Below are 26,244 nucleotides of genomic sequence, written 5' to 3'. Positions count from 1 at the left end.
ATGAAATGAATCTGGTCGATATCTATATGCAAGTAAAAAGTGATGTTTCATATATCGAACGAGAACTGGAGCGAGCCATCAATCCAGAGTCTCGTGAACTCTACCAATCTTCTACCCATCTTCTGAAGGCAGGCGGAAAGCGAATCCGCCCTGTCTTTGTGTTGCTAGCGGGGAAATTTGGTGATTATAATGTGCAAAATTTATCTCAAGTAGCTGTACCGCTTGAGCTTATTCATATGGCTACGCTTGTTCATGATGATGTGGTGGATGATGCGAACAAGCGCCGAGGCAGAGACACCGTACGCACGAAATGGGACAATCGAGTGGCGATGTATTCTGGAAACTACATACTAGCAAGGGCTTTAGGCATCGTAACGCAATTACCTAATCCAGCGATCCATCAAATTCTCTCCAAAGCCATTGTGGAGATGTGTAAAGGAGAGATTGAGCAAGTTCGCGATTTGGGAAATTGGAATCAGGGCCTGCGTAATTATCTCCGCCGGATTAAACGCAAAACAGCGCTGTTAATTGCCATTAGCTGTCAGCTTGGCGCAGTTGCGACTAATGCATCGGCAGATGTAGTCCGCCGTATGTATCATTTTGGGTATAATGTTGGAATGGCTTTTCAAATTACAGATGATATCCTAGATTTTACAGGAACGGAAAAACAGCTAGGTAAGCCGGCGGGAAGTGACTTACGTCAAGGAAACGTCACTTTGCCAGCTCTTTATAGCGCTTATCAGGGCAGTACAAAGGATATCTTTCAGGAGTGGATTCGTAAGGGCGATATCAACTCTCGCATTGAACAGGCAATTCCGCTGATTCATCAGGGAGAAGGGATTGCTTATTCACAAGCGTTGGCTGAACGCTATATTAAAAGAGCGAAACTAGCATTAGCAGATCTGCCTGCATCTCCGACCAAAAAATCATTAATACAAATTGCTGATTATATTGGTGGGCGTAAATTTTAATCCAGAGTTGATGAAGAAGCCTCTTTCTTGTGGGAAAGGGGCTTTATGTATAAGGGAGGATCTGCATGATGAACAGATGCATGCCTCTTGCTATATGAAAATAACAACTTTTCCATATCGATCAAATTTATTGAAGTTTCTGCAACTGAGCGGTTGCTTGTACGACCTACTTCTGATAAAATTTTCGTTGGTACAAATATACATAGAGGTATGGAGGGCATTCGAATGGAAAAAACTTTTATCATGGTAAAGCCAGACGGCGTACAACGTAATCTTGTAGGAGAGATCGTTGCCCGTTTTGAGAAAAAAGGCTTTACTTTGGTTGGCGCTAAACTAATGAATGTGAGCCGTGAAAAAGCGGAAGAGCATTATGCTGAACATAAAGAGCGTCCTTTCTTTGGTGAATTAGTAGACTTCATTACTTCTGGTCCTGTATTTGCAATGGTATGGGAAGGCGACAAGGTGATTAGCACTGCCCGTAACATGATGGGGAAAACGAACCCAGCAGATGCAGCACCTGGTACAATCCGTGGTGATTACGCAGTATCTGTAGGCATGAATATCATTCACGGTTCTGATTCTGCTGAAAGTGCAGAGCGTGAAATTGGTCTTTGGTTCTCAAAGGATGAAATCGTTTCCGTAGAAAAAACGATCGCTCGTTGGATCTAAAATGACAAATTTCGTAAGAAGGGCCTTCCTTTGAAGGTCTTTTTTTCGTATCGTAGCAGGATTTGACGAATAGTGTAACGAATGGCTTGGAGTAAGGCAAAAGGGGGATACACACAGTGGAGGATAAAGACTTCTTGCAATTTATTGCACTGATTAAAAAGAAAACAGGGATTGATCTAGCGTTATATAAAGAAGCACAAATGAAACGCAGATTAACCTCATTACGAATCAAGCGCGGATATAACAGCTTTGTCGCGTATTTCGAGGCCCTGAGTAAAGATCAGGACTTATTTTACGAATTTTTGGATCGGATGACAATAAATGTTTCAGAGTTTTTCCGAAATCCAGGCAGGTGGGAGACGCTCGAAAATAAAATTTTGCCAAGATTACATGCAGAATCCCGTCGTTTAAAGGTGTGGAGCGCAGCGTGTTCTACTGGGGAAGAACCGTATACACTGTCACTTGTGTTAAAAAGAAAGCAATTACTAGCGTCCTCTAGCATCCTTGCTAGCGATATTGACGAAGGAGCGCTGGCGAAAGCGAAGCAGGGTGTTTATTTGGAGCGTTCCTTACAGGATTGCCCTAAAGATTTATTACAGAAATATTTTCATAAGGACCAGCTCACTTATCGTTTAGATCAAGAAATTAAAAATGCTGTGAACTTTAAAAAGCATAATCTGCTTGCGGAGTCGTTTGATACAGGCTTTGATCTAATTATTTGCCGAAATGTCTTGATTTATTTTACAGAAGAAGCGAAGCATGAGTTATATCAAAAGTTTAGTCGTGCCCTACGCCCTGGCGGCGTATTGTTTGTGGGAAGCACAGAGCAAATTTTCCAACCGCAACAATATCAGTTTGAAGTAGAAGATACGTTTTTTTATAAAAAAACTCTGTAAAATCGTAACGAAAGATGTATACCAATGATTTATTTATTGAACAATAGCTACTAGGAAGACAAACATTTCCAGATGGAGGCGACGAGTCAATGGATAAATCAAAGGTGATTGAAGCGTATCGACTTGGGCTCATCAATTTGCAGGAGTGCGGACAAATTCTAGGAGCGGAAACTCGCCAACTGGAAAACCTAGTAATGCAGAAGCGACTCTACTATCGTGAGCAGGCTGATCGACTGATAACAATCGATCATCTATAGAGATGGCAGAATGCTTCTCCTTATTGTGAGAAGCATTTTGTCTATTTTTGTTTTCATCTTAGGCTATGTATGATATTATATCGCTTAAAAGTGTTAAAGGATTTGACTGGAGGAGAGAAGAGTGAGATATATAACCGCAGGAGAGTCACACGGACCACAATTAACAGCTATTATTGAAGGAATTCCTAGCAATCTCCCCTTTTCATTTGACGAAATAAACAAACAATTACACCGTCGCCAAAAGGGGCATGGCCGAGGTCGCCGGATGCAGATTGAGAAAGATACTGTTCAGGTCGTATCTGGTGTTCGTCATGGTTATACAACGGGGGCTCCTGTTACGTTGATTGTTGAGAATAATGACTGGACCCACTGGCAAAAAATTATGAGTGCTACACCTGTGCCAGAAGAGGATGAAGCACGTCGTCGTGTATCACGTCCGCGTCCTGGTCATGCTGACTTGAATGGGGCTATTAAATATCACCAAAGGGATATGCGAAATATTCTGGAGCGCTCTAGTGCGAGGGAAACGACGATGCGGGTAGCCGTAGGTGCTGTGGCACGTCAATTGTTATCCCAATTCGGTATTCGGGTAGCTGGGCATGTTAAGCAGATTGGACAGGTAGTGGCCCAAGAACGTGAATTGTCCCTAGATGAGCTCATGCAAATAACGGAGGATTCGCCTGTACGCTGCATTGACCCTGATGCAGAGAAAAAAATGATGGAGCTTATCGATCGTGCTAAAGAAGAAGGCGATTCTTTAGGCGGAATTGTAGAAGTAATTGTGGAAGGTGTACCGATTGGTTTAGGTAGTTATGTGCAATGGGATCGCAAGCTGGATGCAAGATTGGCGCAAGCTATTATGAGCATTCAAGCCTTTAAAGGAGTAGAGATCGGAATCGGTTTTGAAGCGGCAGGCTTGCCAGGCTCTCAGGTACACGATGAGATTGAATGGACAGAAGGAAAAGGCTACAGTCGCAAAACGAATCGGGCAGGCGGCTTGGAGGGTAGTATGACCACTGGAATGCCTATAGTTGTGCGGGGAGTAATGAAGCCTATCCCAACTTTATATAAACCGTTAATGAGTGTAGATATTGATACGAAGGAGCCATTTGCAGCAACTATTGAACGTTCAGATAGCTGTGCTGTACCAGCAGCAAGTGTAGTTGCTGAAGCAGTCGTTGCTTGGGAAATAGCGCGTGCCATGTGTGAGAAGTTTCCGTCTGATGCTTTAGACGATATGGTGGCAAACGTAGAAGAATATCGAGCTTATACGGAGAGATTCTAATGGAAAAACGTACGTTACTAGTTGACTTGAACGAAAGAGCTTATCCTATTCATATTGGGGCGGGTTTGTTGAGCCAAACACCTACCCTATTGCAGGAGGCAAACATCAAAGTCTCTCAAAAATTATTCGTCATTACAGACGCTCATGTGGCGCAGCATTATTTGAAGCCGTTGCACCTTCAGCTAGAACAAGCGGGATACCAAGCTTTTTCCCACATTGTTGTAGCTGGTGAAAAAGCGAAGCAGTTTGCTGTTTATGAAGAGGTGATGACAGCTGCTATTGAGGCAGGACTTGATCGTAAATCTGTCGTGCTAGCGTTAGGCGGTGGAGTCGTAGGGGACCTGGCAGGCTTTGTAGCGGCTACATATATGCGTGGAATTGATTTTGTGCAAATTCCCACAAGCTTATTGGCTCATGATAGCTCGGTAGGTGGCAAGGTAGCGATTAATCATCGTTTGGGCAAAAATTTAATTGGGGCTTTTCACCAACCCTTGATGGTTATTTATGATGTGGATACTCTGCAAACATTGCCTCGTAGAGAAATCTCCGCCGGCTTTGCGGAAGTGATCAAGCATGGACTGATTTCAGATGAGGGCTTTGTTGGATGGCTGGAGGAGCATGCGAAAGGCCTAATGGAATTGGATGCAGAACTGGTTAGTGAAGCCATCTATCGCGGCTGTGCTGTGAAAGCGGCGGTAGTAGCCAAAGACGAAACTGAGCAAAATATCCGCATGACCTTAAATTTAGGTCATACCTTTGGTCATGCCTTTGAGGCGTTAACGGGTTACGGTCAGCTTAATCATGGTGAAGCAATCTCGATTGGGATGGTTTTAGCCGCCCGTTATGCAGAATCCATTGGAATGTCGCCAGAAGGTGTAGCAAAGCGTACAAAAAGAGTGCTTGCAGCCTTTGGACTCCCAACTCAATGGCCAAAAGAATTACATCCAGAAGATGTTTTAAGGGCAATGCATTTGGATAAAAAGGGCGTAGCAGGTACACTTACACTTGTTTTGCCAACATCTATGGAGCATGTAGAGATCGTGCCTAGGGTAAAAGAGGAAGATGTACTACGGTTTATGAGCGAAGAGTGGGAGGAATCACAAAAATGAGTAAGGTACGAGGGGTCCGTGGTGCAACAACGGTCACCCGAAATGATAAAAGTGAAATTTTAGAGGCAACAGCAGAGCTTTTACATGAAATGATTCATCAAAATAAAATTGAGACTGACGATATAGCAAGTGCTATAATAACGATGACAGAGGAGCTGGATGCTGTATTTCCAGCTCAGGCTGCCCGTGAGTTTTTAAAATGGGAGCATGTTCCCCTGATGTGTGCAAAAGAAATTCCTGTGGCTGGGAGTTTAAAAAATTGTATTCGTGTTATGCTTCACATCAATACTGATAAGTCTCCACATGAAATTACGCATATTTTTCTAGGGGAAGCAATTCGTTTACGCCCAGATTTAGTAAAAGAATAGTTGACAGTAGGGGCCAGGTTTTGTAAAGTAAGAGCAAGTTTTACTAGTTCAGAGCATGAAGTTAGTTACGAGCAAGTTAGTAAGTTAGACGAGAGCCGAGTAGAGTTGAGAAGAGATAGGTTGTATGAGACGAGGAGAGCTGAGACTGGTTTCGTTATGCTATAAACCAACACCCAGGACTCTTTCCTGGGTGTTTTTTGTCTTACATATTATCCCATCTTCTATACGACCATCCTCTTCTATCTTAAAGAAGAGAGGTGTGTTGTCCATGTTAGAGCCCACATTTCAAGAGGTGCAGCACTATGCATCTACACACAATTTTATTCCCATTCGCCTTACTTTGTTAGCTGATCAGGAAACGCCGATCAGTTTGTATCAAAAATGTACGGAAGAAGCAGCTTTTTTACTAGAAAGTGTTGAAGGAGGAGGACGCTGGTCTAGGTACTCCTTTATAGGACTACGCCCCTTTTTGCGAGTAGAAGCGATTGACCAGCAGGTGACGCTTCTTAAAGAGTCGGGGGAACGAGAGCAGTATAACCGCAATCCCATGGAAGTGCTGCGAGAATTATGTCAGCAGTATAGAGCGCCATCCATTGCTGAATTTCCACCATTAACAGGAGGAGCAATCGGATATTTGGGATATAATACATTGCGCTATGTAGAGACGCAATTGCCTAAGCACCGGAACCAACCGCTTGATATCCCGGATATGCATGTCGTTTTTGTAGATGAAATGCTGGTTTATGATCATGTAAAGCAAGAAATTCAATGCATGGTTCACATTAGGGTTTCTGAGGAGGACACAGAAGAATCGTTGCAGATGAAGTATGCAAAGGCTGGTGCCCGATTGGTCGCTTTGCGTGATCACATCCTGCATACACCTGTACCGAAGGACACAAGGCTACAGCAAAATCAATTAAGTCAGCTAGACGAAGCGGTCAAAAAGCCACAGACCAGTAGCTTGCAAAGCAACATGAGTCTCTCAGAGTATAAGACCATGATCTCCAAAGCGAAAGAGTATATTTCCAGCGGAGATATCTTTCAGGTTGTTCTTTCTCAGCGCATGACGATGAAGACGGATGTGGACCCATTTGCCGTTTATCGGATGCTAAGAACGACGAATCCATCTCCTTACCTGTATTATCTGCCATTTGGATCAGCGACTTTGGTAGGGGCATCACCGGAAGTGCTAGTGAAGGTTCAGAACAATAAGGTTGAGGTTCGTCCGATAGCTGGAACTCGCAAACGTGGAGCAACAATCGAGGAGGATGTGGCGTTAGAGCAAGAATTGCTGGCCGATCCAAAAGAATTGGCGGAACATCATATGCTAGTTGATTTGGCCCGCAATGATGTAGGGAGAGTCTCCAAATACGGTACGGTAAAGGTGGAAAACCCCTTACATGTAGACCGTTATTCGCATGTGATGCATATTGTCTCGGATGTGTCAGGAGAGATGCGTGAAGATTTGGATTGTTTTGATGCTCTTCTTGCCGCTTTTCCTGCTGGTACTGTATCTGGGGCTCCTAAATTGCGAGCGATGGAAATCATTGCAGAATTGGAGCAAGATGCTCGTCACACGTATGCAGGCTCGATTTGTTACTTCAGCTTTACTGGAAATTTAGACAGTTGCATTACGATTCGTACCCTGTTGTTTACACAAAATCATGTGCATATACAAGCAGGAGGCGGCATCGTCGCTGATTCAATAGCGGAGCTAGAATATCAAGAAGCAATGAATAAGGCAGCAGCAATGGTCAAAGCGCTAGAAAAGGCAGAGCAGCAGTTTCAACCAAAGGGGGTAGCGTTATGCTAACGACCTCCTTAGATAAAATTACCCGAAAGCAACACCTGGATCGTACGCTGGCTCGATTAGCGATGGGTGAAATCATGGATGGAAAAGCAACGCATGCACAGATCGGAGCATTTTTAGCGGCACTCAGGGTAAAAGGTGAACAGGTTGAAGAATTGATTGGCTTTGCAGAAGCCATGCGTGAACGAGTTAAAGCATTTCCTGTTGCTAAGCAAAACGTGATTGATACATGCGGCACAGGGGGAGACGGTGCTTCTACCTTTAATATTTCAACTGCCTCAGCCATTGTAGCCGCAAGTGGCGGTGTTAGTGTCGCCAAGCATGGAAATCGTGCTGTTTCTAGCAAGTGTGGTAGCGCTGATGTGTTAGAAGCACTAGGGATTCCGATTCAACTGACGCCTGAGCAAGCGGCAGAATGTCTGGAAGAAACCAACCTTTGCTTCTTATTTGCGCCACTTTACCATGAAGCAATGCGCCATGCGGCTATACCGAGAAAAGAGCTGGCGATACGGACGGTCTTCAATTTACTGGGGCCATTAACCAATCCTGCTCGGGCTGATCGCCAGTTATTAGGCTTGTACGATCGTGGATTGCTGGTTCCGATTGCCAAGACATTAAGTGAGTTAGGTGTATCGAGAGCCATGGTTGTTGCTGGACTAGACGGTTTAGATGAACTAACGATTACAGGGGAAAGCGAAGTAGCTGAATTAAGAGATGGTCAAGTATCGTCGTATCGACTTGACCCGGAGCGGTTAGGATTGAGGCTTGGGACCTCCGCAGAGCTTACAGGGGGCGATGCAGCAGAGAACGCGTTAATCCTAGAGCAAATTTTTAAAGGAGAACGGGGGGCGAAACGCGATATTGTGCTGCTCAATGCAGGTGCCATTCTGTACCTCACGGATAACGTAAGTAGCTTGCAAAAGGGTGTCATCCGGGCTGCTGAGCTGATCGACAATGGAAATGCAATACGTAAGCTTGAACAACTACGTCAGGTCATGAGGAGGGTTCATCATGCTTCGTAAAATTGTGGAGCAAAAAAAAGGAGAGGTGGCGACCCTGCGTCAAGGAACAAATCTTCAACAGATGCTAACGGAGATGAAAGCACTGCCAGCTACTCGCGGTTTTGTCAACGCTCTTACCACAAGCCCTCGGAAGGTAAGCTTAATTGCTGAGGTAAAAAAAGCTTCTCCGTCAAAAGGCATCATTCGTGCTAATTTTGACCCTGCCGCTATTGCTGCGTCTTATCAGGAAGCTGGTGTAGATGCGATCTCAGTGTTAACGGACGAAACGTTTTTTCAAGGTGAACTAAGGTATCTACAGATGATCAAAGAATTGGTCCCTCAGCCGTTGTTACGCAAAGATTTTACTATTGATGAATATCAGGTTGCTCAATCAAGAGTGAGTGGAGCGGATGCTATTTTATTGATTGCAGCCATTCTGGATCGTGAACAAATCAAGCACTTTTATCAAATGGCAGTAGAGATCGGACTAGATGTGCTAATAGAGGTTCATGATCAAACGGAATTAGAGCAAGTGATGTCGGCAGTAGAGCCTATGCTGCTCGGCATTAATAATCGAGATTTGCGAACCTTCACCACGAATCTACATACTTCCGTAGATCTCTTGAAGCTGATTCCTAGCGGCATTCCTGTCGTAAGTGAGAGTGGGTTAGCGACAGCGGAAGATGTTCACTTAGTCGGGATGGCAGGAGCGCGCTCCATTTTAGTAGGTGAGCAGTTCATGCGTCAGCAGGACGTGGTTCGAGCCGTTCGTGAGCTAATGCAAGATCAACATATGAAGCCTCAGGTGATTTCACGAGGTGACACAATATGACCGCCTTAAAAATTTGTGGGATTAAAGACGCGAATACACTCGTCTTATTGCAGAAGCTTAGCGTGGAATATGCAGGCTTGGTGTTTGCCGAAAGTAAGCGCCGGGTGACAGTAGAGCAGGCTAGGACTCTGGTTGCAGAAGCTAAGAATTCAGCGGATGTAGATGTTTTAGAAAATATGAGATTACCTTTCCCGCGTCTAGTAGGGGTTTTTGTGAATCCAGATGTATCTGAGCTTGATCGCATAGTGAACCAGGTCCCTCTGGACGTGATCCAATTGCATGGCCAAGAAACGCCAGAATTTTGTCAAATGGCCCAAAAACGCTTTGGCAAGCCCGTATGGAAAGCGATTGGCATCGGGACAGAGAGTGACTCCGTTACAGAAAAGCTTGCCTCCTACAAAAATAGTGTGCAAGCCTACTTATTTGACACGCATGACCCAAAACAAGCGGGAGGTACGGGTAAAAAATTTGCCTGGGCGCACATTCCCGATTTGCAACGAATGGTAGCTCCCTTACAAGCAATCATTGCTGGTGGTATTTCAATAGAAAATGTAGAAACCTTACTTAGCAAATATGCACCAGCCTTAATTGATCTTTCCAGTGGTGTAGAGACCAATGGTGAAAAGGATGCTCACAAAATAACAATATTAGCGGAAAGGGTGAAGCAGCATGGCACAAGCTACGAATGTACGAGATGAATCTGTCCTACGATCAGGTCGATTTGGTGAATATGGGGGCAGATTTGTTCCTGAAACCTTAATGAAGGCTTTAATCGAATTGGAGAAAAGCTTAGTGGAAGCGTTGGAGGATGAGACTTTTCATGCAGAGTTAAATCAATTTCTGCGCTTTTATTCGGGCAGGCCGACTCCCTTTTATCATGCTGAACGTCTGAGTGAGCATCTGGGAGGAGCTCATATTTACTTAAAACGAGAAGATTTAAATCACACTGGCGCTCACAAATTAAACAATGCCTTGGCACAAGCGTTACTGGCTAAACGAATGGGTAAGCAAGCTATTATTGCCGAAACAGGAGCTGGCCAGCATGGGGTAGCGAGTGCAACTGTAGCCGCGCGTCTTGGACTTTCTTGCAAGGTTTTCATGGGAGCAGAGGATATTAAACGTCAGGAGTTAAATGTTTTTCGGATGAAGCTTTTAGGAGCAGAGGTTATTCCAGTATCATCAGGAACAGCCACGTTAAAGGATGCTACCAATGAAGCAATTCGCTATTGGGTGAGTAATGTAGAAGAAACCTACTATGTAATTGGTTCGGCGATGGGACCTCATCCATATCCCTATATGGTGCGGGAGTTCCAAAAAATCATTGGAACAGAGACACGAGCCCAATCTCTGGAGCAGCTTGGGCGCTTACCTGATGAACTTATCGCATGCGTCGGAGGGGGGAGCAATGCCATTGGCTTTTTCTATCCATTTGTGGGGGATCAGGTGAGATTGACTGCAGTAGAAGCAGCAGGAGAAGGTGTGGATACAGACAAGCACGCGGCAACATTAACAAAAGGACGTCCAGGTATTATTCATGGCTCCCTTACATATCTGTTGCAGGATGATGATGGACAGGTGCAGGAAGCCCATTCCATTTCGGCTGGACTTGATTACCCAGGTGTTGGTCCCGAGCATTCCTATTTAAAAGACTGCGGCAGAGTGGAGTATGTGGCAATTACTGATCAGGAAGCTTTAGAGGCTTGCCAATTGCTTACGAAATTAGAAGGGATACTACCTGCCTTGGAAAGCTCTCATGCTATAGCGGAAGTTATAAAGCGCGCTCCGCGAATGAGTTCCGATCAAATCATCGCTGTATGCCTGTCTGGACGCGGGGATAAAGACGTTCATACCTTACAAAACCATCTGAGCAAGGAGGAGAATTAAGATGCAACATACCATGACAAGAATGGAAGAGCTGTTTGCTGATCGAACAGTAAAACGATTCATTCCTTTCATAACGGTAGGAGATCCTTCTTTAGATGTAACCTTTGAACTGGTTCACAAGCTCATTGAAGCAGGAGCTGATGTCATTGAGCTTGGGGTTCCCTATTCTGATCCTTTGGCGGATGGGCCGATTATTCAACGAGCTTCACAGCGTGCCATAGCGCAGGGTGTGAAATTAAAAGATGCTATTCGATTAGGAGAAAGGCTACGTGCATCAGGGGTAAGCATTCCGCTGGTGATCTTTACATATTGTAATCCAGTCATGCAATATGGTGTGGAACGTTTCTTTGCTGATTTACGGGCGTATGGACTTGACGGTGCCATTATCCCAGATTTGCCGTTTGAGGAGAGTGCGGAGGCGCGTGGGGCGGCAAAGAAAAATGGAATACATTTGATTCAATTAATTGCGCCAACATCACAGGAGAGAATCGCAATGATCGGCAAAGAAGCAGACGGTTTTTTATATTGCGTATCGTCTTTGGGCGTTACAGGGGTTAGAGATAATCTTCCGCTTGAATTAGATGATTTAATTAAAACTGCTCATGAAAACAGCAGTATACCTGTTGCAGTAGGGTTTGGGATTTCTTCTCCTGAACAAGTTCGCGCTGTTGCGGGTTATGCTGATGCTGTGATTGTGGGAAGCGCAATTGTCAGAGAGGTTGAGAAAAATCTCGAGGCCCTCTCTAGTGAGGAGATGCGAAACAGCGGATTAGAACGTGTGAAAAAGTTTGTAAAATCCTTATCCAATGAGTTAAAATAACAGAAACAAAAAAGCATGGGGTGAGGACAAGTGCTACCAAAAGAGCGAATTTTAAATGTTCCGGTGTACAAACCTGGAAAACCTATCGACGACGTGAAGCGCGAATTAGGACTTACAGAAGTAATTAAATTGGCTTCTAATGAAAATCCATACGGTTATTCCCCAGTTGTAAAAGAAGCGATGCTTGCTGCTATGAATGATCTGGCTATCTATCCAGATGGTGCAAGTATGCAACTTCGATGGGAACTTGCAGAATTTTTAAACGTACAACCTGAACAATTGATTTTCGGAAATGGTTCTGACGAAATTGTACTAATGATCTCCCGTGCTTATCTGGAGAAGGGGACCAATAGCGTAATGGCTACCCCGACATTTTCTCAATACAGATCTAATGTGACGGTAGAGGGTGCTGATTTACTCGAAATCCCACTAAAGAATGGCGTCCATGATTTAGAGGCGATGCTAGCTGCAATCAATGAACAGACTCGAGTGGTTTGGGTATGCAACCCTAACAATCCATCTGGAACAATGAATACATCTGATGAGCTGCTCGCTTTTTTAGAAAAGGTGCCAGCTAACGTATTAGTTGTACTGGACGAAGCTTATTACGAATATGTAGTGGATGAAAATTACCCTCAAACCATACCGCTCCTTGATAAATATAAAAATATGATTATTTTACGTACATTCTCGAAAATCTATGGATTGGCGGCTCTGCGTATCGGGTATGGTATAGCTAATCCAGATGTCGTCTCACATCTGAATCATGTGCGTGGACCGTTCAATACAGGTTCCCTGTCGCAAGTCGCAGCACGTGCAGCGATTTCAGATCAGGAATTTGTGACACAATGTAGCCAGAAAAATCGTCAACAAATGAAGCGAATCACAGACAAATGTGATGAACTAGGCTTACACTATTTCCCTTCTCAAACCAACTTTGTTTTATTGGAGGTAAAGAGAGATTCTGACGAGGCCTTCCAATACTTGTTGAAAAAAGGAATTATCACACGTTCAGGCAATGCGCTCGGTCATCCCGGTTATCTGCGTGTCACGATTGGAAATAGCGAGCAAAACGATGAGCTGTTAGCAGCTTTGGAAAGTCTAGTGACAGAAGCTGTTAAAAAATAACGAAATAAATAATAGGGCAAAAATAGTAAGATAAGTAGTGGAGCAGGCCGGTCAACACCGGCTTTTTCTACTATCTATGTGTTCTCCTTGGTTCTCATGCAAAATATGAGGACAGGTATAGACGAAAAATAGAGAGATTTCTTTGGAGTGGAGCGGAGAAAATGAATAGAACAATTGCCATTCTGGGAGTAGGATTAATAGGAGCTTCCATTGGACTTGCGTTGCGTCAGAACCCTCTCAACAGAATTGTCGGGTTTGATTTACACCAGGAACAATTGGACAAGGCGATAGATAAAGGAGTTATCCATTCTGGAAGCACAGACCTGCAACTTGCTGTGAAGGAAGCGGATATTATCTTTATTGCGGCTCCCGTAGAGCAAATCCATCATCTTATGCGATCGCTTGCTCAATTGCGTTTAAAAGAAGGAACGATTATTACGGATGTAGGGAGCACTAAATATCAGGTAGTACAAAGTGCGCACATTTTACGTGAGAAAGGTGTTACGTTTATCGGGGGTCATCCCATGGCAGGATCTCATAAATCAGGAGTAGAAGCAGGAAATGAACGTTTGTTTGAAAATGCTTTTTATGTGCTTACACCAGATGAAGAGACACCTTTTGAGCAAGTAGAGCTTTTGCAGGAAGTGCTTGAGCCATTACGTGCAAAGGTCATTGTGCTACAGCCTGACGAGCATGATGAAATCGTTGGGGCAATCAGTCATTTTCCTCATTTGATCGCTGCTCTATTAGTCAATCAAGTATCGAAATACAACACGCAAAAACCATGGTATCATCGATTAGCAGCAGGCGGATTTCGTGATATCACTCGTATTGCCTCTAGCAATCCTAAACTGTGGAGAGATGTTTTATTAAGCAATAAGACATATCTGTTACAGATCGCTCGCGATTGGCAGGAGGATTTTACTGCGATTATCCATGCGCTGGAGCAGGAGGATGCAAACGAGATTGAGTCGTTTTTCCAAGATGCGCGTGAATTCCGTGACTCGATACCGGAACGACGCCCAGGGGCTATTCCAGCTCTACATGATTTATACATTGATATTCCTGACCATCCAGGTGAGATTGGTAGAATTACCACTTTACTGGGAAGTAAGGAAATTAGTATTACTAACATACAAATCAGAGAAACACGCGAGGACGAATATGGCGCGCTGCGAATCAGCTTTCGCAATGAAACAGAGCTGGCAAAAGGCATAGAACTCCTTCGGTATTTTGATTACAATGTGTATCGTAGAGACTAAAAGAGGGAAGTAAAGAGAGGAGTAAAGTCATGTTAACCATTCAACCAGCTAAGAGAATACAGGGTGAAACACAAGTACCTGGAGATAAGTCGATTTCGCATCGGGCTGTCATGTTTGGGGCACTGGCAGAGGGAACCACGCATATAAGTGGTTTTTTACAAGGAGCAGATTGCTTGAGTACGATTGATTGTTTTTCCCGTATGGGCGTTGTAATAGAGCGAGAAGGTGATCGTGTAACAGTTCATGGGAAAGGCTGGTTTGGATTGCAAGAACCGGATCAAAAGCTTGATGTAGGCAATTCGGGTACCACCATTCGTTTAATGAGTGGTATTCTAGCTACGCAACCATTTCATTGTGTAGTAGAAGGAGATGAATCTATTGCGAAACGTCCGATGAGACGAGTAGTAGGTCCTTTGCGTGAAATGGGCGCCAAGATAGATGGCCGAAAAAATGGTGAGTTCACCCCGTTATCCATACGTGGAGGCGATTTGAAAGGCATAACCTATACTTCTCCAGTGGCTAGCGCGCAAATAAAGTCTGCTGTTCTCTTAGCTGGCTTGCAAGCTCAAGGAACCACAACTGTTGAAGAACCAAGCGTATCGCGCGATCATACCGAACGAATGTTGCGAGCTTTTGGTGTCCAAGTAACCCAATCTGGAAAGAGTGTCAGCGTGCAAGGCGGGCAAAAACTGATTGGTAGAGAGATCAGTATACCAGGAGACATTTCATCTGCCGCTTTCTTAATTGCGGCTGTTATGATGCTGCCAGAAAGCGAGCTTCTGATTAAAAACGTGGGAATTAACCCAACACGTACTGGAATTATTGATGTAGTCCGCGCGATGGGTGGGACTATTGAATTACGCAATGAACGAGTAGTTAACGAGGAACCCGTAGCAGATATTTATGTAGCTCATACAAAATTGCATGGAACTGTTATTGAAGGTGATCTGATTCCGCGTTTGATTGATGAAATTCCTGTGATTGCCGTAATGGCTACTCAAGCCGTAGGAGAAACGATTATCCGGGATGCTGCAGAATTAAAAGTGAAGGAGACAGATCGAATTGCAACCGTGGCAAGCCAGCTAGGGAAATTTGGTGCAAAAGTTCAACCGACTGATGATGGCATGATCATTACCGGAGAATGCGACTTACACGGCGCAGATATCAACAGTATGGGTGACCATCGTATCGGTATGGCAATGGCTATTGCGGGATTGGCATCACAAGGTGAAACAATTGTGCGACAAGCTGAAGCAATCGACGTATCGTTTCCTGGCTTTGCTACCTTACTTGCTTCCATTTGTCAGCGGTAAGTGTAGAGGACTTAATTAACTAAGTGATCAGCGTTTAGTAGGGGTAGCTTCTATCATCATTGGTAGGAGCTATTTCTTGTTTAATGATAGATTTAAATGAAACAATCGGGGGTCTTAGTCGAAGATACGTCCAAGGGCTGAGCCGATATCAAATGTGTTATGCTACAATTAACCCAACGCACAAACGGATGTCGTTTAGAGAGGAGAAGTTCATGCGTCAACCGGAAGAAAAACAATCATCTTTACATTCCCACCGCTCGCGCCAAAAGCGGATAGGTCCTTGGCAGTTAGCCATAACGGTTTTAGCAATAGGGATTGGTATTCTAGTAGATCAACTTTTTTATACGAACGTTTTAGCAACAGTCTTAAAGTTTTGGCCGTTGCTCCTAATTATCATTGGAGTTGAATTGATTTTCCGTCAATTGTTCCAAACATCTGAGAATAGTCCAGGCTGGAAACTGGATGCTAGTAGCTTGATCCTAATGGTTGTGATTCTTATGGGGGCAAACGTTTACCAAGCTTTCTCTAATGGAAACATTATGGAGCTAGTAACGAATCGGCTTTATAAGGGGCCTGTGCAATTTGTTACAGTCATGGAAAAGGATTTGGATGTGGCTGATATGCAAACGCTTCGGCTTACAAATGATTTTGGCAAGGTTATGGTAGAGGGTGCGGCGGATGGCCGTTTTCATATTCGTGTTGATGGGAATGTGAAAGCTGATTCGAAGCAAGAGGCCCAGCAAAGAGCCAAGGATATAGAAGTAAGTGTGGAACAAGGACAAGAAACCAGTATAGAGATCAGAGATAACTACAATAAGGCTAGAGATTTAACCTTATATGTGATGGTTCCCGAAAATACGGAGATTGTCTCTGAGGTAAAAGCAGGTGTAACGGACATTAAGAAGGTAAGTAAAGCAGATGTGAAATCAGATGCAGGTAAGGTTACGGTTTCTGATATTACCGAACAGCTAAAAGTTAGTTCTAACGCAGGTGCTATTGAGGCGACAAACATTTCAAATGCAACACTCCGTTCAAATGTAGGAATGATTACGGTGAGCGGATCAGTGCAAGGAACGCTGGATGTAGGAAATGATGCCGGTAAAATTAATGTATCAAGTGATGCAGTTCTCAATGGGCCATGGCAACTGCACTCGGATTTAGGGGCTGTTATGATACATATCCCAAAAAAGAGTCAGGTGACATTAACGGCAAGTACCAAGTTAGGAAGTATTACAGGGAATGAGTTAGAAGTTGAACGTAGCGGAGCAAGTGTCAAGACGGTCAAAACCTTGGGAGATGGGACCTTTCCGATCCAGGTATCAACTGATTTAGGAAGTATCACTTTTGATGCTACACGATAATGAAATAAACCCCAGCAATGGAAAGAATTTCGTAAGGAAAGCTCTCTCCTTGCTGGGGTTCTCTTTCTTTATAAAATACGTACTTTTTAAAAATATACTCACGATAAAAATAGTTTGACAAGTTACTAAATATGGGTATAATTAGAAGTACAGTATGGTTTCTCTCCACTCCTATCCAAATATTTTGCACAAGTGTGCTACCGTTGATTGAATGCGCTTTCATTCGATCAACGGTTTTTTTTGAATCGAATTGTCTGAAGCCTAAAATCTTGGGAATAATCACCGGAATTTCACATATGCTCGTAGTAAAGGTAATCTCACTAACGAAAAGATCTAGAGGAGGACGAGCATGGATGGGCTTCTCACGATAATTCGTAACGCTTCAGTTGTTACACAGCATGCGGTGAAACAAGCGGATATTTGGATTCAAAACGGTAAAATTGTGCGCACTCACACCGATACATTGCGTAGAGAATGGAGTAGTGGACAAGCTAGAGTAGAAATTGATGCTTCCGATTATTATATTTTGCCTGGATTTTTGCAGGTAATGAAAGCACATTCACTCAATTATCGGCCTACCCAATCGTACGTTCAGCAGATCCAAATGCTAGTCGAACAAGGAATTACAACATTTATTGATACGATTAAGATAGGCAAATGGATGGATGAGTCACAATGCATGTACCAGCTATCTCCCCATTACAATAGTCCACTTGATTATGCAGTTCGAATCGAAATCATGGCTTCTGAGTGCCATTACGATCGGATTCGGCAATTAATAAAACAAGGATTCCGTCTCATCCAAATTGTAGTGTGTACAGTAGAAGAAGTGCACCGAATTAACTGGAATAGACTATATCCGCTCCTTCTGCAGGAGGGAGTGTCATTACATTTGCACATTTTGGGTGAAACCATTTCCCGAGAAGATCGTCAGATTATCATAGAAGCATGGTTGCAATATTGCCATTATGGAAAAATTCGCACCTGCATAAATGAAAATCAAACAAAAGACGTAATAAAAGAAGCGATTTCTTTTTATCATCTCCAGCCGGTTGGGAAACTTGAAGAGAAACAGAAAGAGCATGGATGGATCTTGAAGCACTTAAGAGATTGGTATTCGCACCATTCGCTATATGCTTCCATCAAGGAATTAACTGTCCCATCACAATTTTGGGCGCGTGGACAAGCAGAGCGGATCCTGTCCTTAACAGTACGACTAGCTTCGACGAACGTTGCAAAGCTGGCTGGCTGCTATCCGATTAAAGGAAGCTTGTTGCCAGGTGCAGATGCTGATTTATTGTTCCTAAAAAAAGACAAATGGTTGACAAATCATTCTATTTCCACTATGCTCATTCTTAGCGAAGTATGTAATCCTGTGAGAGTTATGTCGAAAGGCGTCTTTATTTATCAGAACGGTACTCATCATTCGACAATTGGTGCAGGAAAACATCTGAGGCCATTACGGCCATATAACTACGCGATGTAACCCCGTCATGGGGTTTTTTCATACTGTTCTTACTATGATGAAGTCCCCTGTTTTTCTTCTTAGTTACTCTACGTAGGCTGCTTTTGCATAAGAATTGGTGAGTTGTAGAACGCGTCCCTTCAGAAGGGCTATGCTTTTCCTGAAGGCGGATTCTTCATCGCTGAAAAAGTTTATGCCTTTTCCGCAACTTTTGGTGATCTGCGTGGTCTAATTTAGTGCATGGGTCACTGGGGAGTTTGGAATCGCTTAGGAGGTAAACCTAGTCAATGACCGATTCCCAGTTAATTCGCGAAATAAAAGAGGGCAATATTGAGAGTTATGCCGAGCTGATACGTCGGTATGAAAGGAAAATCTTGACCTTTGTTGCCCATATGCTGCGCCAAGCACATCTGGAGCATATAGCCGAGGACATTTGTCAAGAAACCTTTTATAAAGCGTATAAAAGCCTTCATTCTTTCCGAGATGTGGAAGCTACATTTTCAACATGGCTGTATACCATTGCTCGCAACACCGTATTGAGTGAATTGCGTAAAAGTCGTAACGCTGACGTTTATTTGGAAGACAGTGTTCAGGTTCCGAGCATTTCCTTTGAACGGCTCCCTGAACAACAATTGTTGCAAACAGAGCGTGAGGATCTGGTGAGACAAGCGATTAATAATCTTCCTGAAAAACAACGGTCGGCGCTTATTTTACGTGAGTATGAGCAACTGGATTACAATGAAATTGCCAAAATCCTCGATCTTACGGTTAGTTCGGTTAAATCTCTTTTATTTCGGGCTCGACAAAGCATTAAATTACAATTGGAATCCTATTTTATTGATTCTCAATTGGAAGAAGCCGAAGGGATGAGTAAGCGATGAGGTGCGATGAAGCACAAGAAATGTTACATGACTATGCACAGGGTGATTTGCCAGAGTTATCGGAGCGCAGGCTTCAGAACCATCTGGCCTGTTGTGACTCCTGTCATTCAAAATATGATGTATTACTAGATAGCGACAAATTCATACAAATGCATAAAGATGACTACATAGCTAATCCACCTGCCACTTCGATTGTAGATGCTGTCATGGCACGCATTTTATCGGAAGAGAAATGGGCCATTCCGATTGGGAAAAAGGTGTTTACACTAACCGTGCGTATGCGGCGTATTGGACTTAGTGTGGCCATGGTACTTTTAATGATATGTTCCTTCACTCTTTATCATAATTCAGATGACAATCTTAATTCGTTTGTACCTTATACTGCAAAAGCAGAAGCTCTGTCCTCTGATAATGTCAAATCTGAGGTAAGTACAGCCTCTGAATCAGATCAAGATGTGGTAGTTCAGACAATTGATTCTGGCGGTGAAACAACTGCTCCGTTAATAAAACAACAAAAAGAGATGCGTGTTAATGTGATTACCTCTGATATGGAACCGTCGTCGAATAAGCCGAATTATAGTGTCATTCTAAGCTTTTTTGGAATTTTAATTACGGTTTTGACTATGAGTTGGTTTACAAGAGCTTAAAATCATATAAAATAAAGGAAGAGGACCGTCATTTTGACGGTCTTTTATCGCTTAGTTATAGAAATGGGGTGTTTCGCATGCCAAAAAAATGGCTGCGTATCATTGAGGAAGCTGTTAATAAAATCGAAAATGATGAAATGGAACTTGGATTGCAAGTTTTACATAAAATAGGTGAACACGGCAAAGAAATTCCTGAAGTAATGTTCTGTTTGGCAGATGTCTGGTATGGACTTGGACATAATCAGGAAGCAATTAAGATCATTCAAGATTTGCTAGCAAATCCCACTATACCAAAAGAGATGGATCAGGAAGCCAAAATTATGGCTGCGGAGATTGCGTTAGACGAAGCAGACTACGATGCTGCCCATGAATATCTGTATGCGCTTAAAGAGGAAGGCTATGATGAGATTCAATTGTATCTCCTACTGGCTGACTTGTATGCTATGCAGGATTTAGAAGAGGTAGCTGTAAAGTATTTAAAAATTGCTCACGAACGTGATCCAGAAAATGAAGAATTGCGAGCGGCTTTAAGCGAGATGTATATGAAAACAGGCGAGGTGCAGGAAGCCATAAACCTGTTAGATGAAATTTCTGAAACCACGTTCCATGCGCTTGTATTAAAAGCACGTACATTTGCTCAGCAGGGTCAATTTGAAGAAGCCTATCAACTCTATACAAAGGCAGTGCAGTACGAACAATTACCAGAGGTTGTATATGGCTGTGCTTTGATGTCTTTCTATACCGACAAATGGGAAGAAGCAGAGCGCTATATCCAGCTCTTGATTGCGATTGATGAAGAATATGTAATCGCCTATCCGCTGCATAGTGATATTTTATTATCCCAAGGAAAGACAGAAGCAGCGATTGATGCGCTGAAAAAGTATGTAGATCTTTCTGGTTTTGATGTAGAACATATCCGCCGTTTAACAGCTCTATTAATGCAGGCTGGTCGTTATGAGGAATCAAAAGAATATCAGAAGTTATTGGAGCAATGGGATTTACAGGAGGAGACAAACGAAGAATAAATCAGCAGGTTGAGTTGAAGGTAATCAAACCGCCTGATTGGACTTCATTAGCAGTTCTCTACTTCCCATGCCATTTAAAAAGCACAGTGAAAGCTGTGCTTTTTTTATTTGTCGCATCACCTAATAGGCTCATTTGCTTTCGAATAATGATTTGAGATGTGTCCAAGGTTTTCTTTATCAAAATGATTGGAGCAGGTTTAATCCTAGAATGAACTGGGCAACAATGGAAGTAAATCTGCAAAGTAAGAAGGGATGCGCAATGAAATTAGCTGAAGTACTCGTTTACGCTGATATTGCCCAATTACATCAGATTGCGAGACATTATGGTTATCAGTGCGATCCGCATTCGAAAAACGAGTTGGTCACTACTTTAATGACCGGGCTGCGACATCAAAAGACAATACGAGCGGAGCTAGAGCAGCTTTCTTCGGCTGATCTGCACTTCCTGTTGCTGTTATTTCTGGATAAACGCGAGCGGTATACACTCGAGGATTTACTAGCAAAAGCAGCAATTGCACAAGTAGAGGAGTGTGAGAAAAAGAAGGAAGAGGCGCGTAAAAAAGTAGCGTTTGCCTTAAAACGAGGTTGGATTTTTCCAGCGAAGGGTAGGCTGCAAGGACAGTTTGAAATCCCAGTTGATATTCGTGAGCTGTATGTACAGACATGGATACAGCACTTGCCTGGGATAAAAGTCCAGAATGAGGTCCCTAGTGCTTACCGTGATGAAGGAACGGCTTTATTAGATGATATGCTGATTTTGCTCCGTTTCCTGCAAAATGAGCCTGTTCCTCTTACTCAAGATGGAGGCATGTACAGACGCTTTCAGGTACAGCTATTTCATTTTTTAAGCGTAAAAGAGGAACCGCTTGCTCCACAGAAATGGCGTTTTGGATATGGATTGCATTTTGACCTATATCCAGACCGATTCTCGCTACTTTATGATTTTTGTTACCATAAAGGTTGGATTGCTGAGGATGGGAAGCATGTTTTTATCACACCGATTGGTTTAGAGGTTCTCCAACAAGGAACTAGCCTGCATACTCACAGTGAATGCATCCGTTTTTGGTTTCGTTTATATAAACGAGCGATTCCTAATCTTCCCTTGTTGGTTCAGTTGATAGCGATGCTAACTTCTAATCAATGGTACTCCTCCCAACAGCTATCCGATTTGTTACTACCTTGGATGAAGTCTTTTTATTATGACAAACGAGAGGAAATCCTATCCAACCGTATTTTAAAAATGATGGTTCATGTTGGATTGCTAAAGGTAGGACAATCGAGGGCAGGCGAGTGGGTTTATGAAAGAACGGACGTTTGCGAGGTTTGGCTGCGAGATTATAACGGTTTTGTCGATACCACCATATTAATGAAATGAGGGACTAGTCATGGAACAGTCCAAGTACTTGGGCAATGGTTTTATGTCGGGATTGCTATCGGAGATCATGATTGATCAGCAGGTGAGACAATTTCGCAAGCGCACACTATATAAAGAGATTGATGAAGCATTGGCTGTAAAAAATAAGGAAAAGTTTCTGATGCTGACAAATGAATTGAAAGAATTACTAACATATGAGATAACTGAAACAGGTTAAAAAATGAGGAGCTCGCTTGTAAGCGGGCGTTTTTCCTCGTTTTAGCTTAATATAACGGGGAGAGGCGGTACGCAATATGCAATGGAATGTAGAAGAACTGCAAGGATTTGAGGCAGTTAGACCTTATTATGATTCAGCCATTTTACCGCATTACATATTTGACAAGAAGCTATCAATTGCAACAAATGCTACACGTATGGGTTACCTCTCTAGTCTGGCTATGGCTGTGGAACAACGATTGAAGGGAAGAATCGTGTTGTTTCCACTCATGTATCAGATAAAAGAGGATGCCGCAGGACCCAACGAGATTCAATTACCCGATGAATTTGATTATAATTTTCTTTTACGTTTTTCTGGAATAGATGTTCATATACCACAATATCAGGATTTAGACACTCATGTGGAGTTCTTAACGATCAGTGATGAAGATTTGGAGTCAGAGATTCGCTTTCAAATTACATGTGATGTTTTATATCAAGAGATTTTGCAAATTTGGCAAAAACATAAAAAATAGACTAATTTATAGAAATGTGAGAAAGGGAATTTACTTTTCGCCAGATAAGACTGATTCTGGATGAGTAATCCCTTTCTTTCCAATAACAGGGTGAAAAAGAGACGAAACGATAAGGATTTTTGGATAACTCTTCCTTTTTCAGCCTAATTTGCCTGAATTGTGTTGAATTTTTGACAAAATCTTAACATTATCAGTATTTTCGCAAAGCAATGGTTACTCTAAAGAGTCATATTATTGACATTACTTGAGGGGTTAGCTATTATTGGTCTTGACCTAGTGTTTCCTATATGCATGTAGTCGAAATCTGAAAGAAATCTAACAGGATAAGGAGGGAAATAGATGAGCAAAAAAGAAATTTCCAGACGTACGTTTCTAAACTATGCGCTCATGGGAACTGGTGGTTTCTTGGCTGCAGGTATGATCACACCAATGATTCGCTTTGCCATTGATCCTGTGCTGAAAGCTTCGGCTGCTGGAGATAAAGTTGCGGTTGGAAATGTAAGCGATTTTGGGCCGGAACCAAAGAACGTGAACTTTACTCTTCATACGAAAGACGGCTGGTATGAATCAGAAACAACAATGTCTGCCTGGATTCGTAAGCTAGAAGATGGCAAGCTGTTGGCATTGTCGCCTATCTGTAAGCACTTGGGCTGTACCGTGAGCTGGAATTCTAGTGAAGATTTTAAAAACGAGTACTTTTGCCCATGTCACTTTGGTAGGTATGCAATTAATGGAGAGCACATTCTGAATACTCCGCCAACTCAATCGCTTGATGAGTACGAAGTAGAAATTAAAGATGGTAAAGTTTACTTAGGTAAAATTGTACCAAATCCACGTCCAGGGGTGAGCGGATAAAATGATACAAAAAATGTATGATTGGGTGGACGAACGCCTAAATATCACTCCTATGTGGCGTGATCTGGCTGACCATGAAGTGCCTGAACACGTAAATCCCGCACATCACTTTTCAGCGTTCGTTTACTGTTTTGGGGGCCTTACTTTTTTTATTACTGTAATTCAGATTTTATCTGGAATGTTTTTGACCATGTATTATGTTCCAGACATCATTAATGCTTATGAGTCCGTAAAATACTTACAAACTGAAGTTGCTTTTGGTGTAATCGTTCGCGGTATGCATCATTGGGGCGCAAGTTTAGTAATCGTCATGATGTTCCTACATACCTTACGTGTCTTCTTCACAGGATCTTATAAAAAACCACGCGAATTAAACTGGATTGTAGGGATGTTAATTTTCTTCGTTATGCTTGGACTAGGCTTTACTGGTTATCTTTTACCTTGGGATAACACAGCGTACTTCGCTACAAAAGTAGGGCTTCAAATCGCAGACTCAATTCCGATAATTGGACCTTATGCGAAAACTTTGTTAACGGGTGGAGAAATTGTAGGAGCGCAAACGCTTACTCGTTTCTTCGCTATCCATGTATTCTTCTTGCCAGCTGGCTTGTTGGGATTATTGGGTGCTCACTTTATTATGATTCGTGTACAAGGTATTTCTGGACCTCTATAAAACTAGTCTTCAACAATAGGAGGAATTAGCATGGCAAAACAGGATAAAAATGCTACCTTCGTTGGAGACTCTCGGATCTCAGCGAAGCGCATGCCAAATGTGTCACCTTCGTATTCTGACTATCCAGGAACCACTGAACCGTTTTGGCCAAACTTTCTGTTAAAAGAGTGGATGGTTGCTGCGGTTTGTTTGCTTGGTTTCTTGGTGTTAACGGTTTCACATGAATCACCACTAACAGCAAAAGCTGACCCAAATGATACTTCTTTTATTCCAGTACCGGACTGGTATTTCTTGTTCCTGTACCAATTATTGAAGTATCCATGGGCAGCAGGTGATCACGTACTGCTTGGCGTAATCGGTATTCCGGGCATTGCATTTGGTGCTATGATTCTAGCGCCATTCCTAGATACAGGTAAAGATAGACGTCCAATTCGCCGTCCTATTGCAACTGGACTTATGCTACTGTCCTTGTTCTCCATCTTCTTCTTAACTTGGGCAGCTCATGACGAGCATGAAAAACAGTTAGCTAAGCTAGGTGGCGGTAGCAGCGGCGGTGGAGGAGGAGCTCCTGCTGCTGCGGCGAAGGCTGATCCAAACTTTAAAGCTGACCCATTGTGGGCAGCAAATCAGTCTTGTATTGGGTGTCATGGTGGAAATCTTGAAGGCGGTATGGGACCTAATCTACAAAAAATTGGTTCAACCCTAAGCGCTGAGGATATCCACAAAACCATTGCAGAAGGAAAAGGTACTATGCCAGGTGGTATGTTTAAAGGATCAGATGAGGATCTGAAAAAACTGGTAGATTACCTAGCGAGTTTGAAATAGCAAAGAACGAAAGCTGGCTGATGATCTCGGTCAGCTTTTTCTATTTTTGGAGACTATACCTAATAGACAGTTCGACACGCAACTGTAACACAATTCTTACAAACGTGTGTACATTGGTTGCAGATGTAAGTTGGTACATGTAAACTAGAGAGGTATCTTTTTACAGCTAATAGGGGTGACGTAAGGAAATGAAATGGATGTGGCTCTGGTTTCTAGGATCATTGAAAAAATCGTGGTTTCTCTGGACATTGTTCTTCATTAACTTTTTCGGGACAATCTACGGTTTTTACTGGTATAAGGACCAACTTGCAGATGTAGCTGCCTATAATGCGCCCTATTTGCTGTTATTTGTCCCAGATAGCCCTACTGGGAGCGGACTATTTACTCTAGTTATCTTCATGTATATATTGGGGCGAAATGTTCCAATATTGGAAGCGGTAGCATCAGTTACGAACTTTAAGTACGGAATGTGGGCAGTTGGAGTTATTATTGCAGGCTGGTCTCTTGGCAACGAAGTTCGTTGGCAGGATTTGATGCTTTTAGCGTCCCATTTGGGCATGGCAGTAGAGTCAATGCTATATGCTCGTTACTATCAAATAACGTGGTTGGGGCTTGGAATAGCAGCGCTTTGGGTGTTAAATAACGATTTTCTCGATTACGTAATGGAAATTCACCCGTATTTACCAACACCACTGGTTCCATATACCGGTATCGTGGGCTTGTGTACGGTTGTTTTAAGCTTGCTTTCCATTGCGACTATTTATTATTTACATACACGAGCGAATAAAAATCAGGTCTAAT

General features: G+C 42.9%; 28 protein-coding genes. All 28 read left to right on the top strand.

Going from position 1 to position 26,244, the window contains the following annotated elements:
* Positions 1-5 precede the first annotated feature (5 nt).
* The gene (locus AYJ08_RS15420; RefSeq protein ID WP_064018468.1) at positions 6-971 is read left to right on the top strand and encodes a polyprenyl synthetase family protein; all 966 of its coding nucleotides are present in this window, start codon (positions 6-8) and stop codon (positions 969-971) included.
* A gap of 225 nt (positions 972-1,196) precedes the next feature.
* The gene (gene ndk, locus AYJ08_RS15415; RefSeq protein WP_031414523.1) at positions 1,197-1,640 is read left to right on the top strand and encodes a nucleoside-diphosphate kinase; all 444 of its coding nucleotides are present in this window, start codon (positions 1,197-1,199) and stop codon (positions 1,638-1,640) included.
* Positions 1,641-1,756: 116 nt separating this feature from the next.
* Complete coding sequence (locus tag AYJ08_RS15410) at positions 1,757-2,536, top strand: CheR family methyltransferase (RefSeq protein ID WP_064018467.1); 780 nt, start codon at positions 1,757-1,759, stop codon at positions 2,534-2,536.
* A gap of 89 nt (positions 2,537-2,625) precedes the next feature.
* Positions 2,626-2,793 (top strand): hypothetical protein, encoded by a 168-nt coding sequence (locus AYJ08_RS24030; protein WP_003338558.1) that lies wholly within the window; start codon positions 2,626-2,628, stop codon positions 2,791-2,793.
* Between the two features lie 121 nt (positions 2,794-2,914).
* Positions 2,915-4,078 carry a chorismate synthase gene (aroC, locus tag AYJ08_RS15405; protein WP_031414527.1) on the top strand — a complete coding sequence of 388 codons (1,164 nt, stop codon included), beginning with the start codon at positions 2,915-2,917 and terminating at the stop codon, positions 4,076-4,078.
* Positions 4,078-5,187, top strand: coding sequence for a 3-dehydroquinate synthase (gene aroB, locus AYJ08_RS15400; protein ID WP_064018466.1), 1,110 nt, complete (start codon positions 4,078-4,080; stop codon positions 5,185-5,187). The genes aroC and aroB overlap by 1 nt, the downstream gene beginning before the upstream one ends.
* Positions 5,184-5,555, top strand: a complete 372-nt coding sequence (aroH, locus tag AYJ08_RS15395) for a chorismate mutase (RefSeq protein WP_064018465.1) — start codon at positions 5,184-5,186, stop codon at positions 5,553-5,555. Before aroB ends, aroH begins: the two co-directional genes overlap by 4 nt.
* Positions 5,556-5,823: 268 nt before the next feature.
* Complete coding sequence (gene trpE / locus AYJ08_RS15390) at positions 5,824-7,368, top strand: anthranilate synthase component I (RefSeq protein WP_064018464.1); 1,545 nt, start codon at positions 5,824-5,826, stop codon at positions 7,366-7,368.
* Positions 7,362-8,387 carry an anthranilate phosphoribosyltransferase gene (gene trpD / locus AYJ08_RS15385; protein ID WP_064018463.1) on the top strand — a complete coding sequence of 342 codons (1,026 nt, stop codon included), beginning with the start codon at positions 7,362-7,364 and terminating at the stop codon, positions 8,385-8,387. Before trpE ends, trpD begins: the two co-directional genes overlap by 7 nt.
* Complete coding sequence (gene trpC, locus AYJ08_RS15380; RefSeq protein ID WP_064018462.1) at positions 8,377-9,198, top strand: indole-3-glycerol phosphate synthase TrpC; 822 nt, start codon at positions 8,377-8,379, stop codon at positions 9,196-9,198. Before trpD ends, trpC begins: the two co-directional genes overlap by 11 nt.
* Positions 9,195-9,896 carry a phosphoribosylanthranilate isomerase gene (locus AYJ08_RS15375; RefSeq protein WP_064018461.1) on the top strand — a complete coding sequence of 234 codons (702 nt, stop codon included), beginning with the start codon at positions 9,195-9,197 and terminating at the stop codon, positions 9,894-9,896. The genes trpC and AYJ08_RS15375 overlap by 4 nt, the downstream gene beginning before the upstream one ends.
* Complete coding sequence (gene trpB / locus AYJ08_RS15370) at positions 9,868-11,082, top strand: tryptophan synthase subunit beta (protein ID WP_031414536.1); 1,215 nt, start codon at positions 9,868-9,870, stop codon at positions 11,080-11,082. Before AYJ08_RS15375 ends, trpB begins: the two co-directional genes overlap by 29 nt.
* Before the next feature lies 1 nt (position 11,083).
* Positions 11,084-11,902, top strand: coding sequence for a tryptophan synthase subunit alpha (gene trpA / locus AYJ08_RS15365; protein WP_064018460.1), 819 nt, complete (start codon positions 11,084-11,086; stop codon positions 11,900-11,902).
* A 30-nt stretch (positions 11,903-11,932) separates the two neighbouring features.
* Positions 11,933-13,030, top strand: a complete 1,098-nt coding sequence (gene hisC, locus AYJ08_RS15360) for a histidinol-phosphate transaminase (RefSeq protein ID WP_064018459.1) — start codon at positions 11,933-11,935, stop codon at positions 13,028-13,030.
* A 161-nt stretch (positions 13,031-13,191) separates the two neighbouring features.
* Positions 13,192-14,292: a prephenate dehydrogenase gene (locus tag AYJ08_RS15355; RefSeq protein WP_064018458.1), complete on the top strand. Its 1,101-nt coding sequence runs from the start codon at positions 13,192-13,194 to the stop codon at positions 14,290-14,292.
* Between the two features lie 29 nt (positions 14,293-14,321).
* Positions 14,322-15,605 (top strand): 3-phosphoshikimate 1-carboxyvinyltransferase, encoded by a 1,284-nt coding sequence (gene aroA, locus AYJ08_RS15350; protein ID WP_064018457.1) that lies wholly within the window; start codon positions 14,322-14,324, stop codon positions 15,603-15,605.
* Positions 15,606-15,817: 212 nt separating this feature from the next.
* Positions 15,818-16,966 (top strand): DUF4097 family beta strand repeat-containing protein, encoded by a 1,149-nt coding sequence (locus tag AYJ08_RS15345; RefSeq protein WP_064018456.1) that lies wholly within the window; start codon positions 15,818-15,820, stop codon positions 16,964-16,966.
* Between the two features lie 349 nt (positions 16,967-17,315).
* Complete coding sequence (locus AYJ08_RS15335; RefSeq protein WP_064018454.1) at positions 17,316-18,452, top strand: amidohydrolase family protein; 1,137 nt, start codon at positions 17,316-17,318, stop codon at positions 18,450-18,452.
* 266 nt (positions 18,453-18,718) lie between these two features.
* A complete protein-coding gene (locus AYJ08_RS15330) occupies positions 18,719-19,312 on the top strand; it encodes an RNA polymerase sigma factor (RefSeq protein ID WP_003338575.1) in 594 nt (197 codons plus the stop codon).
* Positions 19,309-19,959, top strand: a complete 651-nt coding sequence (locus AYJ08_RS15325; protein WP_031414549.1) for an anti-sigma factor family protein — start codon at positions 19,309-19,311, stop codon at positions 19,957-19,959. The genes AYJ08_RS15330 and AYJ08_RS15325 overlap by 4 nt, the downstream gene beginning before the upstream one ends.
* A gap of 77 nt (positions 19,960-20,036) precedes the next feature.
* Positions 20,037-20,984, top strand: a complete 948-nt coding sequence (locus AYJ08_RS15320) for a tetratricopeptide repeat protein (RefSeq protein WP_064018453.1) — start codon at positions 20,037-20,039, stop codon at positions 20,982-20,984.
* A gap of 259 nt (positions 20,985-21,243) precedes the next feature.
* Entirely contained in the window at positions 21,244-22,359 is a 1,116-nt protein-coding gene (locus AYJ08_RS15315) for a hypothetical protein (RefSeq protein WP_064018452.1), read from the top strand.
* Between the two features lie 10 nt (positions 22,360-22,369).
* Entirely contained in the window at positions 22,370-22,576 is a 207-nt protein-coding gene (locus AYJ08_RS15310; RefSeq protein WP_018670086.1) for an IDEAL domain-containing protein, read from the top strand.
* Positions 22,577-22,652: 76 nt separating this feature from the next.
* On the top strand, positions 22,653-23,090 hold the full coding sequence (locus tag AYJ08_RS15305; protein WP_064018451.1) for a DUF2487 family protein: 438 nt from the start codon (positions 22,653-22,655) through the stop codon (positions 23,088-23,090).
* Positions 23,091-23,429: 339 nt separating this feature from the next.
* A complete protein-coding gene (locus tag AYJ08_RS15300) occupies positions 23,430-23,945 on the top strand; it encodes a QcrA and Rieske domain-containing protein (protein WP_031414554.1) in 516 nt (171 codons plus the stop codon).
* A 1-nt stretch (position 23,946) separates the two neighbouring features.
* On the top strand, positions 23,947-24,618 hold the full coding sequence (qcrB, locus tag AYJ08_RS15295) for a menaquinol-cytochrome c reductase cytochrome b subunit (protein ID WP_003338582.1): 672 nt from the start codon (positions 23,947-23,949) through the stop codon (positions 24,616-24,618).
* A gap of 30 nt (positions 24,619-24,648) precedes the next feature.
* Complete coding sequence (locus tag AYJ08_RS15290; protein ID WP_064018450.1) at positions 24,649-25,443, top strand: menaquinol-cytochrome c reductase cytochrome b/c subunit; 795 nt, start codon at positions 24,649-24,651, stop codon at positions 25,441-25,443.
* A 188-nt stretch (positions 25,444-25,631) separates the two neighbouring features.
* On the top strand, positions 25,632-26,243 hold the full coding sequence (locus AYJ08_RS15285; RefSeq protein WP_064018449.1) for a DUF1405 domain-containing protein: 612 nt from the start codon (positions 25,632-25,634) through the stop codon (positions 26,241-26,243).
* Position 26,244 lies beyond the last annotated feature (1 nt).

This window comes from Brevibacillus sp. SKDU10 (assembly GCF_001645205.1).
GTDB lineage: Bacteria > Bacillota > Bacilli > Brevibacillales > Brevibacillaceae > Brevibacillus_B > Brevibacillus_B halotolerans.
The sequence above is the reverse complement of the archived record's forward strand: the minus strand, read 5'-3'. Positions and strand labels throughout refer to the sequence as shown.

Excerpts from the sequence above, each read along its gene's own strand:
- trpC (WP_064018462.1), top strand. The coding sequence starts at position 8,377 with ATGCTTCGTAAAATTGTGGAGCAAAAAAAAGGAGAGGTGGCGACCCTG.
- AYJ08_RS15330 (WP_003338575.1), top strand. The coding sequence starts at position 18,719 with ATGACCGATTCCCAGTTAATTCGCGAAATAAAAGAGGGCAATATTGAG.
- aroA (WP_064018457.1), top strand. The coding sequence starts at position 14,322 with ATGTTAACCATTCAACCAGCTAAGAGAATACAGGGTGAAACACAAGTA.
- ndk (WP_031414523.1), top strand. The coding sequence starts at position 1,197 with ATGGAAAAAACTTTTATCATGGTAAAGCCAGACGGCGTACAACGTAAT.
- AYJ08_RS15345 (WP_064018456.1), top strand. The coding sequence starts at position 15,818 with ATGCGTCAACCGGAAGAAAAACAATCATCTTTACATTCCCACCGCTCG.
- aroH (WP_064018465.1), top strand. The coding sequence starts at position 5,184 with ATGAGTAAGGTACGAGGGGTCCGTGGTGCAACAACGGTCACCCGAAAT.
- AYJ08_RS15310 (WP_018670086.1), top strand. The coding sequence starts at position 22,370 with ATGGAACAGTCCAAGTACTTGGGCAATGGTTTTATGTCGGGATTGCTA.
- AYJ08_RS15315 (WP_064018452.1), top strand. The coding sequence starts at position 21,244 with ATGAAATTAGCTGAAGTACTCGTTTACGCTGATATTGCCCAATTACAT.
- AYJ08_RS15320 (WP_064018453.1), top strand. The coding sequence starts at position 20,037 with ATGCCAAAAAAATGGCTGCGTATCATTGAGGAAGCTGTTAATAAAATC.
- trpE (WP_064018464.1), top strand. The coding sequence starts at position 5,824 with ATGTTAGAGCCCACATTTCAAGAGGTGCAGCACTATGCATCTACACAC.
- AYJ08_RS15335 (WP_064018454.1), top strand. The coding sequence starts at position 17,316 with ATGGATGGGCTTCTCACGATAATTCGTAACGCTTCAGTTGTTACACAG.
- AYJ08_RS15420 (WP_064018468.1), top strand. The coding sequence starts at position 6 with ATGAATCTGGTCGATATCTATATGCAAGTAAAAAGTGATGTTTCATAT.
- aroB (WP_064018466.1), top strand. The coding sequence starts at position 4,078 with ATGGAAAAACGTACGTTACTAGTTGACTTGAACGAAAGAGCTTATCCT.
- AYJ08_RS24030 (WP_003338558.1), top strand. The coding sequence starts at position 2,626 with ATGGATAAATCAAAGGTGATTGAAGCGTATCGACTTGGGCTCATCAAT.
- AYJ08_RS15355 (WP_064018458.1), top strand. The coding sequence starts at position 13,192 with ATGAATAGAACAATTGCCATTCTGGGAGTAGGATTAATAGGAGCTTCC.
- AYJ08_RS15325 (WP_031414549.1), top strand. The coding sequence starts at position 19,309 with ATGAGGTGCGATGAAGCACAAGAAATGTTACATGACTATGCACAGGGT.
- AYJ08_RS15285 (WP_064018449.1), top strand. The coding sequence starts at position 25,632 with ATGAAATGGATGTGGCTCTGGTTTCTAGGATCATTGAAAAAATCGTGG.
- AYJ08_RS15305 (WP_064018451.1), top strand. The coding sequence starts at position 22,653 with ATGCAATGGAATGTAGAAGAACTGCAAGGATTTGAGGCAGTTAGACCT.
- AYJ08_RS15375 (WP_064018461.1), top strand. The coding sequence starts at position 9,195 with ATGACCGCCTTAAAAATTTGTGGGATTAAAGACGCGAATACACTCGTC.
- AYJ08_RS15290 (WP_064018450.1), top strand. The coding sequence starts at position 24,649 with ATGGCAAAACAGGATAAAAATGCTACCTTCGTTGGAGACTCTCGGATC.
- AYJ08_RS15300 (WP_031414554.1), top strand. The coding sequence starts at position 23,430 with ATGAGCAAAAAAGAAATTTCCAGACGTACGTTTCTAAACTATGCGCTC.
- trpA (WP_064018460.1), top strand. The coding sequence starts at position 11,084 with ATGCAACATACCATGACAAGAATGGAAGAGCTGTTTGCTGATCGAACA.
- trpD (WP_064018463.1), top strand. The coding sequence starts at position 7,362 with ATGCTAACGACCTCCTTAGATAAAATTACCCGAAAGCAACACCTGGAT.
- qcrB (WP_003338582.1), top strand. The coding sequence starts at position 23,947 with ATGATACAAAAAATGTATGATTGGGTGGACGAACGCCTAAATATCACT.
- trpB (WP_031414536.1), top strand. The coding sequence starts at position 9,868 with ATGGCACAAGCTACGAATGTACGAGATGAATCTGTCCTACGATCAGGT.